The sequence below is a fragment of the Pedobacter nototheniae genome (genome assembly GCF_032678625.1).
Taxonomy (GTDB): Bacteria; Bacteroidota; Bacteroidia; order Sphingobacteriales; family Sphingobacteriaceae; genus Pedobacter; species Pedobacter nototheniae_A.
Genome location: NZ_JAVTSO010000003.1, coordinates 218,081 through 231,467, shown reverse-complemented (window position 1 = coordinate 231,467; position 13,387 = coordinate 218,081). Strand labels below are relative to the sequence as shown.

16 protein-coding genes are annotated in these 13,387 nt (G+C 36.6%); 10 read left to right on the top strand and 6 right to left on the bottom strand.

Annotation, left to right across the window (positions count from 1 at the left end):
• Positions 1-25 precede the first annotated feature (25 nt).
• On the top strand, positions 26-607 hold the full coding sequence (locus tag R2Q77_RS11175) for a tRNA-(ms[2]io[6]A)-hydroxylase (protein ID WP_316803821.1): 582 nt from the start codon (positions 26-28) through the stop codon (positions 605-607).
• Positions 608-648: 41 nt separating this feature from the next.
• Here the strand turns inward: R2Q77_RS11175 and R2Q77_RS11170 are convergent, their stop codons facing one another.
• Together R2Q77_RS11170 and R2Q77_RS11165 are read right to left on the bottom strand one after the other, a co-directional pair.
• Positions 649-1,743 carry a DUF3810 domain-containing protein gene (locus tag R2Q77_RS11170; protein ID WP_316803820.1) on the bottom strand — a complete coding sequence of 365 codons (1,095 nt, stop codon included), beginning with the start codon at positions 1,741-1,743 and terminating at the stop codon, positions 649-651.
• Complete coding sequence (locus R2Q77_RS11165; protein WP_316803819.1) at positions 1,743-3,077, bottom strand: dihydroorotase; 1,335 nt, start codon at positions 3,075-3,077, stop codon at positions 1,743-1,745. Before R2Q77_RS11165 ends, R2Q77_RS11170 begins: the two co-directional genes overlap by 1 nt.
• Before the next feature lie 254 nt (positions 3,078-3,331).
• Between R2Q77_RS11165 and R2Q77_RS11160 the strand changes: the two genes are divergently transcribed.
• From R2Q77_RS11160 to R2Q77_RS11140, 5 genes are all read left to right on the top strand, one after another.
• Positions 3,332-4,678, top strand: coding sequence for a DEAD/DEAH box helicase (locus tag R2Q77_RS11160; protein WP_316803818.1), 1,347 nt, complete (start codon positions 3,332-3,334; stop codon positions 4,676-4,678).
• A complete protein-coding gene (locus tag R2Q77_RS11155; protein ID WP_316803817.1) occupies positions 4,678-4,950 on the top strand; it encodes a hypothetical protein in 273 nt (90 codons plus the stop codon). The genes R2Q77_RS11160 and R2Q77_RS11155 overlap by 1 nt, the downstream gene beginning before the upstream one ends.
• Before the next feature lie 93 nt (positions 4,951-5,043).
• Positions 5,044-5,379 (top strand): gliding motility protein GldC, encoded by a 336-nt coding sequence (gene gldC / locus R2Q77_RS11150; RefSeq protein WP_316803816.1) that lies wholly within the window; start codon positions 5,044-5,046, stop codon positions 5,377-5,379.
• Between the two features lie 86 nt (positions 5,380-5,465).
• Positions 5,466-5,873, top strand: coding sequence for a hypothetical protein (locus R2Q77_RS11145; protein WP_316803815.1), 408 nt, complete (start codon positions 5,466-5,468; stop codon positions 5,871-5,873).
• A 255-nt stretch (positions 5,874-6,128) separates the two neighbouring features.
• A complete protein-coding gene (locus R2Q77_RS11140) occupies positions 6,129-7,166 on the top strand; it encodes an aldo/keto reductase (protein WP_316803814.1) in 1,038 nt (345 codons plus the stop codon).
• 19 nt (positions 7,167-7,185) lie between these two features.
• Here R2Q77_RS11140 and R2Q77_RS11135 read toward each other — a convergent pair whose 3' ends face one another.
• The 4 genes from R2Q77_RS11135 to R2Q77_RS11120 form a co-directional block, all read right to left on the bottom strand.
• On the bottom strand, positions 7,186-7,689 hold the full coding sequence (locus R2Q77_RS11135) for a lipocalin family protein (RefSeq protein ID WP_316803813.1): 504 nt from the start codon (positions 7,687-7,689) through the stop codon (positions 7,186-7,188).
• A gap of 159 nt (positions 7,690-7,848) precedes the next feature.
• Positions 7,849-8,223 carry a hypothetical protein gene (locus R2Q77_RS11130; RefSeq protein ID WP_316803812.1) on the bottom strand — a complete coding sequence of 125 codons (375 nt, stop codon included), beginning with the start codon at positions 8,221-8,223 and terminating at the stop codon, positions 7,849-7,851.
• Positions 8,224-8,267: 44 nt separating this feature from the next.
• On the bottom strand, positions 8,268-8,783 hold the full coding sequence (locus R2Q77_RS11125) for a DUF421 domain-containing protein (protein ID WP_316803811.1): 516 nt from the start codon (positions 8,781-8,783) through the stop codon (positions 8,268-8,270).
• Positions 8,784-8,786: 3 nt separating this feature from the next.
• Complete coding sequence (locus tag R2Q77_RS11120) at positions 8,787-9,272, bottom strand: methylated-DNA--[protein]-cysteine S-methyltransferase (protein ID WP_316803810.1); 486 nt, start codon at positions 9,270-9,272, stop codon at positions 8,787-8,789.
• A gap of 256 nt (positions 9,273-9,528) precedes the next feature.
• On the opposite strand from R2Q77_RS11120, the gene R2Q77_RS11115 reads away from it, so the two are divergent.
• The 4 genes from R2Q77_RS11115 to R2Q77_RS11100 all read left to right on the top strand — a co-directional run bounded on the left by R2Q77_RS11115 (position 9,529) and on the right by R2Q77_RS11100 (position 12,840).
• Positions 9,529-10,194: a heme exporter protein CcmB gene (locus R2Q77_RS11115; protein ID WP_316803809.1), complete on the top strand. Its 666-nt coding sequence runs from the start codon at positions 9,529-9,531 to the stop codon at positions 10,192-10,194.
• A gap of 155 nt (positions 10,195-10,349) precedes the next feature.
• Positions 10,350-11,012: a cytochrome c biogenesis protein CcsA gene (ccsA, locus tag R2Q77_RS11110; RefSeq protein ID WP_316803808.1), complete on the top strand. Its 663-nt coding sequence runs from the start codon at positions 10,350-10,352 to the stop codon at positions 11,010-11,012.
• Positions 11,013-11,066: 54 nt separating this feature from the next.
• Positions 11,067-11,285: a CcmD family protein gene (locus R2Q77_RS11105; protein ID WP_316803807.1), complete on the top strand. Its 219-nt coding sequence runs from the start codon at positions 11,067-11,069 to the stop codon at positions 11,283-11,285.
• Positions 11,286-11,418: 133 nt separating this feature from the next.
• The gene (locus R2Q77_RS11100; RefSeq protein WP_316803806.1) at positions 11,419-12,840 is read left to right on the top strand and encodes a Glu/Leu/Phe/Val dehydrogenase; all 1,422 of its coding nucleotides are present in this window, start codon (positions 11,419-11,421) and stop codon (positions 12,838-12,840) included.
• Positions 12,841-13,387 lie beyond the last annotated feature (547 nt).

Sequence of the window (13,387 nt, the reverse complement as noted above, 5' to 3'; positions counted from 1 at the left end):
TTTGGCATTCGAATTTTGAATAACCATGTTAGGATTAAAATTATTAACAGACCCGCGTTGGGCAAATATTGCCGAATCTAATTTAGAAGAAATTTTATCTGATCATGCCTGGTGTGAGCAAAAAGCGGCGAGTAACGCCATTACTTTAATAACGCAAAATTCTGAACACCAGGATTTAGTTGATGAATTAACAGCGATTGCTATTGAGGAAATGCAGCATTTTCAGATGGTTATTGAAATTATAAAGCAACGTGGCTACACCTTAAGCCGCGAACGCAAAGATGATTATGTTGGGCGTTTGGTTAAATTCAGCAAGAAAGACGGAAGCCGTAATATGGCTTTTATCGACAGGCTTTTATTTGCTGCAATGATTGAAGCCAGAAGCTGCGAGCGCTTTCGCGTATTGTCTTTAAACATCAAAGATGAGGCGCTGGCTAAATTCTATCATGAATTAATGGTTTCGGAGGCGGGCCATTATACTACTTTTTTAAATTTTGCGCGCAAATACAGTACCGATGTTGATGTGGATAAACGCTGGAAAGAGTGGCTGGATTTTGAAGGGGAATTGATTCAGAGTTTTGGAACAAAAGAAGCCATTCATGGATAGGCGTTACGTAAACGGTAAAAATTAGTGTGAAAACGGGTAGCTCAAATCTTTGATCGTATGTTCAGCTCGTTTTTATGGATATTCCAAAGCCAGATTACAATATCCTGATAACTATCGATACCCTTTTTCTGATTGTTTAGTTTTAAGAAACGATCGAAAGCAGCGTCCATATAGCCAAACATTTCGCCGTTGTATTTACGCCAGAATTCTTTTTCTGTTTTAAAATCGGCCAAAACCTGCGGCAAAAGCTTGTTGTAAAGTATAGTGTAATCATCAGGCGATTTCATTCGGATTTCGAATAAAATATACCGCAACATTTCGTAATTGGCGGAATACCTGAAATTTAAATCTGTACTGTTTGCAGCAGTTAAATAACCCAGTAAATTGGCTTCGTCTTCATACGCAACTCCTAATTGGTGGCCAATTTCGTGGCAGGTAACATAGGGTTTAACAAAATCAGGCAAATTTGTATTGATATTGGCTTCGCCCGATAAGGGAGCATAATAACCTTCAATACCCATTTTACTGGTTAGCCATGGGCTTAACACGGCTTTAACCGATGGATTACGGTACTTGAAAACACTGTTTTTCGCAGCCATTAACGCATAAGCAGCTGCAGATTTTGTTTCCAGTTCTTTTACCGTATACACAGGAACTTTACCTTGTTTAACGGTTTGTAGTTTTAAGGCATTTGTTTTTTCTAAAAAATAGTTGCCTAATAAAACCAGCTCTTTAACATCATATTTTTTATTGCCTACACCCAATTCTTGCGCAATACCTGGGCGGCTGTAATTTAATCCCCACACAATTTTGAACAGAATATAAAGAATTAGAAAAAAGTTAAACACTTGCAATGGGGCAATCAGTCTGTTTTGCTTTTTAAGTTTCTTCCTGTTTTTAAAGAATTTAACAATTTTATAAACTGCAAATGCAAGGAGCAGGGCATAAATAATATCGCCTATGGCAAAAGGAAAGATCGACGAAATAAAACGTAAGGCAGAGGATATATACAGGTAAAGTCCTGTAGAATAATATTTTTGAACAAGTGCAGGAAATAAGCCAAATAAAAAGATCAACAAACCTGCACCAAGCAGGGCGCCGGTTTTAAAAAGAATCTTTTTTAAGTTTTTAAGCATTATCGAACAAATGTCAAGCGTTTTCCGATCTGATCTGTGGTGAAACGACCATTTAAATAAGCCAGATTACCTGAAACAAATGTGTGTGTAATACTGGCCTGAAAAGTTTGCCCATCAAATGGTGACCAGCCGCATTTATAAAAATTATTAAGTGTAGTTACTTTCCATGGATCGTTCAGGTTTACCAAAACTAAATCGGCCCAATAACCTTCGCGTATAAAACCACGTTTTTCAATATCAAAGCAAATGGCCAGGTTATGTGCCGTCTTTTCAGCAATTTTTTCGAGTGAGATTTTACCTTGTAAGTGCATTTCAAACAAAGCAGGCAATGCATGTTGAACCAATGGCCCGCCTGCAGGGGCTTGTGAATATGGTTTTTGCTTTTCTTCTAAAGTATGTGGGGCATGATCTGTAGCAATCACATCAATGTGATTATCCAAAACACCTTGTAAAACGCCAACCTGGTCTTCAGCAGTTTTTACCGCTGGGTTCCATTTAATAAAATTTCCTTTTTCAGCGTAATCCGTATCGTTAAACCAAAGGTGGTGTACACAGGCCTCTGCCGTAATTTTTTTATCCTTTAAAGGTATTGTGTTGTCGAATAATGTAATTTCTTTAGCTGTAGAAATGTGTAAAATGTGCAAACGGGTTTGATGGCGTTTAGCCAGCTCAACAGCCATTGATGAAGATTTATAACAAGCCTCTGCACTTCTGATCAATGGGTGCATATCAATCGTTAAATCCTCGCCGTACTTGGCTTTAAAGGTAGCAAGGTTGTGGCGGATGGTTGCCTCGTCTTCGCAGTGTGTGGCCACCAAAATCGGAGCCTTGCTAAAAATGCTCTCTAAAGTTTTTTCATTATCAACCAACATATTTCCGGTTGATGAACCCATAAAAACCTTAATTCCACATACATTTTTAGCATCTGTTTTTAGCACCTCTTCAATATTATCATTGCTGGCCCCCATATAGAATGAATAGTTAGCCAATGAGGTTTGCGAGGCAATATCGTATTTATCTTTTAATAAATCTTGTGTTAAAGTATTGGGTACGGTATTGGGCATTTCCATAAAAGAGGTAATTCCTCCGGCTACGGCAGCCATACTTTCTGTAAAAATATCTGCTTTATGTGTTAATCCCGGTTCACGAAAATGAACCTGGTCATCAATCATGCCGGGTAAAAGGTATTGTCCTTCGGCATTTATTTCCTGAGCACCATTTGCAGCTAAATTCTGCCCTATTTTGGCGATCATTCCATCTTTAATTAAAACATCAGCAATATATTTTTGGCCTTCGTTTACTATTGTAGCCGCTTTTATCAGATAAGTGTTCATGGTTTCAAAGGTAGTAAATTGGGTTAACTGTTTAATTGTAAAATTGATTAATTGAATTCAAAAAGTTTAGTTTTTCAACAATCCGAAATCAAATTAAAATACAATTAGGCATTCCAAAAACGAATGTTTTAGATTTAATAACCATACTGCAGGATATTTTAAAAGGTAAAGCCTGGGTTTTAACGCCATGCTAAACACTAAGAACTCCTGACTATTTAAGCCTTTTCGGCTCAAATAAACTATCTTTGTACGCTATGGCAAAATCGTTTGAAGAATTTAAGTTAAACAGGCAAATATTAAATGCAGTAGCCGAAGCAGGCTACACGGTTGCAACGCCTATACAGGAAAAAGCAATTGCGCCGGTTTTATCAGGACAAGATATCTTCGGGATAGCCGAAACCGGTACCGGAAAAACTGCAGCATTTGTATTGCCTATGTTAATGCAATTGAAATATGCACAAGGCGATCATCCAAGAGCTTTAATTTTATCGCCAACCCGTGAGCTTGCCATGCAAATTGCTGAGGAAGTTAAACGTTTCTCGGTTTATACAGACATCCGTTCTGTGGTTATTTTTGGTGGCATTGGCCCTAAAACACAAAAAGAACAAATTGCAAAAGGGGTTGATATTGTTATTGCCACCCCGGGACGCTTTTTAGATTTATATTTATCAGGAGACATTAATACCCAAAGTCTTAAGTTTTTAGTGCTCGATGAAGCCGATAAAATGATGGATATGGGCTTTATTGGTTCTATCCACAGGATTTTGGAAATTGTACCCCGCAAGCGTCAGAATTTGCTTTTTTCGGCAACTATGAGTGAGCTGGTTCAAAAAATTGCCGGCGACTTTTTAAAGAATCCCACGATAATAGAAACCTCTCAACAAGCTACACCAGCAGCAAACGTTACCCAAACACTGTATTATGTGCCTAATTTTAAAACCAAAATTAACTTATTGCAGCATTTGTTGAAAAATGATGAGGCCTTTAACCGCCTGATTATTTTCTGCAAAACTAAAACCGTAGCCGATAATATTTACAACTTTATTGAGCGCAGGTATGGTGCCGCAAATGTTCGTGTAATCCATGCCAACAAAGGACAAAATACCAGAATTAATTCGATAAACAGTTTTAAGGAAGGCAGTATACGGGTTTTGGTGGCTACAGATGTTGCAAGCAGGGGTATTGATGTAAGCGATGTAAGCCACGTTATTAATTTCGATGTGCCCATTATCATCGAAGATTATGTACACCGTATTGGCCGTACAGGAAGAGCCTTTGCCAAGGGCGATGCCATTACCCTCGCTACAGATGCGGAGAAATATTACATCCGGAAAATTGAGAAACTAATCCGTCAGTACATTCCAGTTGCCGAAATTCCGGCTGAGGTATTTATAGATGAAACGCCATACGAAGAGCGCCAGCATATTGCTAAAGAAATAGACATGCAAAAACGTAAGGAAGATCCTGATTTTAAAGGAGCTTTCCACGAAAAAAAACATGCTAAAGCTATTGAACAAAAAGAACGTGATAAAGCGAAGGCAAAAGCTGGTAAAACCATAAAATCATTTAAAAAAGGCAAACGCTTCGATAAGAAAAAGTAATGAAATTTCGAGTTACCCCATTAAATATTGTTGGAGCAGCCAGCCTGGCTTTGGTTATCGTAAATCTGTTTTCTAACAACGAACATACACCAAGACATGTTGATTTCAGCCGTTTTTACCTACTTATTTTAGGCTGTTTAATTGTGGTTACTTTTATAACAGATTTAATTTTTCGTTTTACGCTAAAAGACCTGAAAAGAATATGGATTGTAGAAGTCGTATTTATTTTCATTGCTGCAGTTCTGATGTTAATTTTACAAAAAGTAACTTAAAACCAATTAGAATTACCTTTTAAATTAAGCATATTTGCAGCCGCAAAATAAAGTATAAAAGGAATCCCTTAAAACGGTGAAATCAATTTTAAAATGAGAAAAGCAGAAATAAAAATAACAGTAGAGTTAGATGATAATAATATGCCAGAGAATATTCTTTGGGAAAGTACTGATGCACAAACGAAAGATCAGGTACCTGTTAAATCAATGATTTTAGCACTTTGGGATCACAATTATAAAAATTCAATGCGCATTGATCTTTGGACAAAAGATATGCCTGTTGATGAGATGAAACGTTTTTTCTACGAAACCCTTCAAACCATGGGCGATAGCTTTTTAAAAGCTACAGGCGAAAATTTAATTGTTGAAGATTTACGCGATTATTGTGCTCATTTTGCTGATAAAATGGGTATTATAGAAGGTCAATAGGACATTAGACGTTTATTGTAAACGGCAATCGTGTTAACAATTTAGTTTAGCAACAAATCAATTTAAACAGTTAACCATCTTAAAATATGTTAGTACTAAATAAATTTTATGCCTGGCTTGGCATTCTGCTGTGTGTAATTGCAGGTTTTTGTCCCATGTTAAAAGTGCCTATAAAAGGCAACTGGAATCTGTATCAATCTGATGCGCGTCTTTTTTTAATTACTTACGCACTTATAGTTATTTCTATACTTATTCTTTTTATAAGAAAAGTTGGAGCCTTTAAATTTATGAGTTTTGTAATGGCTATTTGGTACATTTTAAGCGTTATAGCAGTTTACTTTACGGCCCATAACTACACCAAATATGGATTCGCCAATAAGCTTATTGGTAAAGTAGTACATTTCCAATGGGGATGGATTGTACTGTTGGTTGGCGTGTTATTTATGCTTTTTAGTACCTCTAAATTAAAACCTGCAAAACTGGAAAGTTTATAAATAATTTAAAGGGCTAAAATTGATTTTTAGCCCTTTTTTATTTAGCAACAAATCGTGTCATAATCTTTTTAATTAGCATGCTCGAGGCCAAATCTCCTGGCAATTTCTTATAAAGGCTAATTGTCTTTTCCTTATCCTTTTTTCAATTAATTTTAATTTAAAGAAACTTAGTTGGCATTTTTAATCATCTTAATCGTTAGTGATAGGATGAATAAAGACTTGAATTATCCAGCTTTAAATAAATAAAATTATAATATGGAATACAGACAATTAGGTGCTTCGGGACTTTTTGTACCCGCATTAACATTTGGAACAGCAACCTTTGGTGGAAGCAACGACTTTTTTAAAGCTTGGGGCAGTACGCAAGCCGATGAAGCAACCCGAATGGTTAATCTTTGCCTTGATGCAGGTGTAAATCTTTTTGATACTGCCGATATTTATTCTGATGGCTTATCGGAAGAAATTTTAGGAAAGGCCATTGCCGGGCTTAGAGATAAAGTTTTAATTTCGACCAAAGCAACTTTTACCTTTGGCGAAGGTCCAAATAACCAGGGATCGTCTCGTTTTCACCTTTTAAAACAATTGGAAGGAAGTTTAAAGCGTTTAAATACAGATTATATTGACATTTACCACATGCACGGCTTTGATGGAAATACACCTGTTGAGGAAACTTTAAGAACGCTTGATGATATGATTGAAAGTGGAAAAGTAAGGTATATTGCCTGCTCAAACTTTTCGGGCTGGGGTTTGATGAAATCTTTAGCCATTTCTGAAAAATACGGATGGAATAAATATGTTGCGCACCAGGTTTATTATTCACTTGCCAACAGAGAATATGAGTGGGAATTAATGCCTTTAGGTGTAGACCAAAATGTGGGTGCATTTATCTGGAGCCCATTGGCTGCCGGACGTTTGGGTGGTAAATTCGGACGAAATAAACCAGTGCCACAAGAGAGTAGGGTAGCGCAGGGCGGAAGTCCGGTGCCTGAAGCAGCTTTTAACGAAGAGGTATTTTACAACATAACCGATGCGCTGGATGAAGTTGCTGAAGAAACCGGGAAAACTGTTGCCCAGGTTTCGCTTAACTGGTTGTTGCAGCGGCCAACGGTTTCAAGTATCATTATTGGAGCCAGAAATGAAGCGCAGCTAAAAGAAAATTTAGGCGCTACAGGTTGGAGGTTAACAGTGGAGCAAATTAAAAAACTTGATGCAGCAAGCGAGGTGCCAACCATTTATCCATATTGGCATCAACGTCAAAACACAAGTTTAAACCCATTACCGAAATTTTATTAAGCTAAAGGTTTAGCATGTTTTACGGGGTAAACTGAGCGGTAAGCTTGTTTACCTCGTATCCTTTTGCTTTACACCTCAAAGTTATTTCTTCATATTTTTTCTTATCCATTTTTGGGGTTCTGCTCATAATGAATAAAAATTTATGATCGGGATGCCCAACCACCACGTATGAATAATCTTCTGCAAGCTCTATAATCCAGTAATCAATTTTTATGGGCCATATAAATTGTGCATGCAACTCGCCGTTTTTACCATCTTCCGGGGGGAACATTTTCGAATTCCGGGAATAGACTTTCTCATCACCGGATTTTTTATAAGTTGTAACTACATTATAATAGCCCTCTTTGTTTAAAGAGTACCTTGTAGTGGTTTCTCTGCTGCCTCTATCAAATACAGTTGGAATTGAGTATAAAGAGTACCAGGTGCCTGCGTACTTTTTTAAATCAACTTTTGCCACCGGAACGTTTTTATCCATTGGCAAAAAACTTAATACAACAAAAAATAGACTGCAAAGAATTTTCATAACATCATTTTAGGTTGATGTTATTTACGATGTGGTTTAAAATACGGATTTATGTAGAGGGCTAAAATTATTAAATTGTAGATAATTACAAACTATTATTCTCCTAACTTAAGCTTGTCATTCTATCTTTTTCACTTGCAGATCAGGTTTTTCCCATATTTAATCTGCAATAAAATAATCCTCGGCATTTTCTTCAAGCGGAATATACAGCCGTTGCCATTCTTCGCCATCAATAAGTTCCCAGGTATGTCCGGACCCCGCGGTATCGGCCGCAATTAAAATAATGCCAGGCTCTACAATAAAAGTTTCGCCATTACTTACTTTAAACCTTAATCTGCCCTTTATCGTAATTACATATTGCCTGCGTGGGGCAGGATGGGGGATTTTCTCATAAGCATCAACTGCGGTTTGCGCAAAAAAGTAATTTACATTTATATGTTGCCTCACTGGAATTTTTCCAAGTTCGAATGCGCATTGTTCTTCTTCTATATTTATTAAGCGAATTGCTTTTAAGTAACCGTTGTCGTTTGTCATGAAGGAATTGTCTTGATTAAAAAGGATCGTAAATTATAAAGGTTTTAATTGTTTAAACCCAATGTTTTATGCTGTCGTTTTCTTTTCCAGTGGGTTTGTTTCAAATTTTTATCTCCGCTTATAATGCTGATGTTCCCATCAACTTCCAGCATGGCCAATTTAACATCTCTGAAATGGTCTACGCCATGTTCACGCATAGCCTCCTGCAGCTCCTCGTTAGAAATGCCGAGTTTGCTCAACATGGTAAAATCCATTTTACCATCGTGGATTAAAATTTGTGGTTTGTCATAAATCAGGTCACGCAGTTTCTGACTTTTGAAAAGAAACTTTTTCAGAATGTAATTAAGGATAAATAAGACTGCAGCTGCGGCAATACCACCTAAAAGGCTGGTATCAGGGCCTACCATAGCATTTTGAACGGCATTACTAATCAGCAAAATTAAAACCACATCAGTTGTATTTAACTGGGAAAGTTCTTTTTTACCCGTAAGCCTTATGGCAACAAGCATAAAAATATATACTGCTGCGCTACGTAAAGCGATATCTAAAAATGGATTCATGATTTAAAACTTTAATTCTGTTTGTCCTGTGTGCATCACTTCCCGTTCGTGTTGCAACAGCCACTGTTTGCGCCATAAACCACCGGCATAACCTACCAATTTGCCATTGCTACCAATTACTCTGTGGCAAGGTACAACAATGGCTAAGTTATTTTTACCATTTGCCGAAGCAATAGCACGTATGGCTAAAGGTTTATGCTCAGAGAATTTAGCATAAGAAGTTGTAACGCCATAAGGGATTTTTAATAGATTTTGCCAAACTTCCTGCTGAAATTCAGTTCCTTTTTGCTTCATCGGGAAGTTGAAGATTTGCAAATTTCCTTCAAAATAAGCTTTTAATTGTCCGGCAGCTTTAACGGTTAATCCATTTTCTTCAATTAAGCCAGCATCTTTACCTTCAAAAGAAATTTCGTACACCGCTTCTTCATCAGCAAATATGGTTAATTTGCCAACAGGCGATTCTATCGTTGATGCATACCTGCTTTCCATAATATACAATATTAGTCATTAGTATGGACGTTGGAAAGGCCAGCGTTGGAAAACTACAGTTGGCTTAATAAAAGCTATGCGCTGAAGTTTGATCTTGGAACTAAGTGATTGGAATACTCATTGTATATTTTGGATTAAATGAACCCACTTGGAGCCTGTAATATTCCAATTTGACAATAACCAAGGCCTTAAAACATTACAACAATTCAACATTATAACATTACAACAATTCAACAATAAAAGTATCTTTGCGGTTATGCAATTGGCCAAAGAGGTTAAATATTTAATCCACAAGGAAGTACTGTTAGAATGGCGTTCCAAATACACCATAAACGGAGTTTTATTATATGTGGTTTCCACCATTTTTACCTGTTATTTATCATTTGTAAGCCTGGGCGATAAATTAACCTGGAATGCTTTATTTTGGGTAATCATGCTTTTTGCATCTATTAACGGTGTATCTAAAAGTTTTTTGCAAGAAAACAAAGGACAACAGCTCTACAGCTATATTTTAGCAAGTCCGGCCGCTATATTAATTTCAAAAACCATTTATAATACTTTATTAATGCTGGTTTTAACTACCGTTGCGCTGGGTTTTTACGCCTTGGTTTTTGATACATTTACACCGCCTGATTTAGCGATGTACTACATAGCTGTAATTTTAGGTGCCATTAGCTTTTCAACGGTTTTTACCATGGTATCGGCTATTGCGAGTAAAGCAGGAAACGGAGGCATGTTGATGGCTATTTTAAGTTTTCCAATTATTATCCCTGTATTGATATTACTGATTAAACTGGCTAAAAATGCGGTTGATGGTTTACCCTGGGAAAATAGTTTGGACGATATTGGAATGCTCATCATTGTTAACGTAATGACAGTAGCTGCATCATTATTGTTATTTCCCTACCTTTGGAGGGATTAAATAAGCATTGAATAACAGGGGTAAATAATGATGGTTTGCAAAATTAACTCATTTTAAACCCGGCAATTTAAATAATAAAAAAATGGATAGCTGATTTATGGAGCTCATGTAGTGCTTGGTAATTCAATCGTTTAAAACTTAATAATTTTATATATATGCGTAAAACTTGGTGGAAAATTTTAGGTGCAGTTTTAGTAATTTACACTGCAATTGCCGGTTTACTTTTAGGCGTACCACACTTAGCCATTTTAAATGAAACCATTCGTAACCTGTATTTCCATGTGCCAATGTGGTTTGCAATGATTGTACTTTTCTCAATCTCTGTATTTTACAGTATAAAATCGTTAAGCAGCAAAAGTGAAATTGATGATTTAAAAGCAGTAGAAAGCGTAAATGCAGGTATTATTTTTGGTATTTTAGGTTTAATAACCGGGGCAATCTGGGCTAAATACACTTGGGGTCAGTTCTGGAGTTTCGATCCAAAGCAAAATTTTGCAGCAATATCGATACTCTTGTATTTTGCTTATCTGATTCTTCGGAATGCGATTGATGAAGAACAAAAAAGAGCAAAATTATCTGCCATATACAATATTTTTGCTTTTCCGATGATGGTGGTTTTATTATTCGTTTTGCCAAGATTGAAAGATTCTTTACACCCCGGCAACGGCGGTAATCCGGGTTTTAATAGTTACGATTTAGACAGCCGCATGCGTATGGTATTTTATCCGGCATGTTTAGGCTGGATATTAATAGGTTATTGGGTATATACAATCCGTTTCAGAATACGCACTTTAGAAAACAAACAACAACAAAACTAAAAAGTACTGTAAACGCTCCACATCTTTTTAACAGCATTGAAAATAAATATAGCAATGAAAAAAATTACTTTCTCTTTAATATTAATGATGACCGCCCTGCAATTATTTGCACAGGATAATGGTGTAGAAATGGCTGATACTTTACGCAGCAACGGTAAAATCTACGTTGTTGTGCTTTGTATTGTGATTATTTTGATCGGTTTAATCCTTTATCTGTTCTCGTTAGATAAAAGATTAAAAAAAATTGAAAAAGAAAATACGACTAAAAAATAGGTTTAAACAGTTTAAACCTATTTTTAGTTTAATCCTCCAAATGTGTTAGCTGTACACTAAGTCTTTTTAAATTTGCATATATGCGGTTTTTTTAGGCAATTTTGCAGCATACTAAATTCATAAAAATTATATAATGGCTAATCTAGCAGACGAGAACAAGTTTTTTGCAGATGTTTGTAAAAACTTTGACAGTGCGGCTCAATTTACCAACCATCCAGAAGGTTTGTTGAACCAGATTAAAACATGTAACAGTGTGTATCGTTTCCAATTTCCTATTCGCCGCGGAAACGGTTTTGAAGTAATTGACGCATGGCGCGTAGAGCACTCGCATCACATGAGCCCAACAAAAGGTGGTATCCGTTATAGTGAAATGGTTAATGAAGATGAGGTTATGGCCTTAGCTGCATTAATGACTTATAAATGTGCGATTGTAAACGTTCCTTTTGGCGGTGCAAAAGGTGGTATTAAAATTAACACTAAACAATACAGTGTTGCTGAATTGGAAACCATTACCCGTCGTTATACTACAGAATTAATTAAGAAAAACTTTATCGGTCCTGGTATTGATGTTCCTGCTCCGGATTATGGATCAGGTGAACGTGAGATGAGCTGGATTGCCGATACATATATGACCATGAATCCTGGTCAGTTAGATGCTTTAGGTTGTGTTACCGGTAAACCGATTGCTTTACATGGTATTCGTGGCCGTAAGGAAGCTACAGGCCGTGGCGTTGCTTATGCCGTACGTGAGTGTGTAGAAGTTGCAGAAGATATGGCTAAAATCGGTTTTAAAGCTGGTTTAGGTGATAAAAGAGTAATTGTTCAGGGTTTGGGTAACGTGGGTTATCATTCAGCTAAATTCCTTGCCGAATTTGGCGCCACAATTGTTGGTCTTTGTGAGTTCGAAGGCGCAATATATAACCCTAATGGCTTAAATGTTGATGAGGTTTTTGCACACCGTAAAAATACAGGATCAATTTTAGGTTTCCCGGGTGCTACAGATTTCAAAAACTCAATGGAAGGTTTAGAGCAAGATTGCGATATCATCGTTCCTGCTGCTTTAGAAAATCAGTTTACTGAAGCAAACATCCGTAACATTAAAGCAAAAATTATCGCGGAAGGTGCAAACGGACCAACAACGCCAGAGGCGGAAACCATTTTTACAGAAATGGGTGGTATCATTATTCCTGATATGTATTGTAATGCTGGTGGTGTAACTGTATCTTATTTTGAGTGGTTGAAAAACCTTTCACACGTTGCTTTTGGACGTATGGAAAATCGTTATGCAGCAAATTCAAACGCGAACTTAATTGCAACCTTAGAAAACTTAACGGGTAAAACCATTTTACCTGAACACCGCTTAATGATTGTTAAAGGTGCTTCAGAGATGGAATTGGTAAATTCTGGTTTAGAAGATACAATGATTCATTCTTACCACGAGATCAGAGAAACGTTAAAAAACAAACCAGGTACTCAAACATTGAGAACTGCTGCATTTGTAAACTCAATTGATAAAATTGCTGTTTCTTATATGAACTTAGGCGTTTGGCCATAATAGCAAAAATCTTAAAATAGAAAATCCTTGCAGATGTAAATTTGCAGGGATTTTTGTTTTATAATAAGATATCATCATTTCACCCCACTAAATCGTCATTTCGACCGTAGTGGAGAAATCTTTAACATGATCTTAGTTTATTCTTTTAAAAGATTTCTCGACTTCGTTGCACTCCGCTCGAAATGGCGGGTGGTTAATTCTATTCTCGTAAAGAAATCTTTGTAAGCGGTGTTGTCATTTCGATTTTAGTGAGGAAACCTTTAACTTGATCTTAGTTTATTCTTTTAAAAGATTTCTCGACTTCGTTGCACTCCGCTCGAAAAGACGGGTGGGTTAAGTCTATTCTCGTAAAGAAATCTTTGTGTACGATGTCGTCATTTTGACTTTTGTAGGGAAACCTTTAACTTGATCTTAGTTTATTCTTTTAAAAGATTTCTCGACTTCGTTGCACTCCGCTCGAAATGATGGGTGGATTAGGTTCTATTCTCGTAAAGAAATCTTTGTGTACGGTGTCGTCAATTCGACTGTATCTGAGAAATCTTTAACT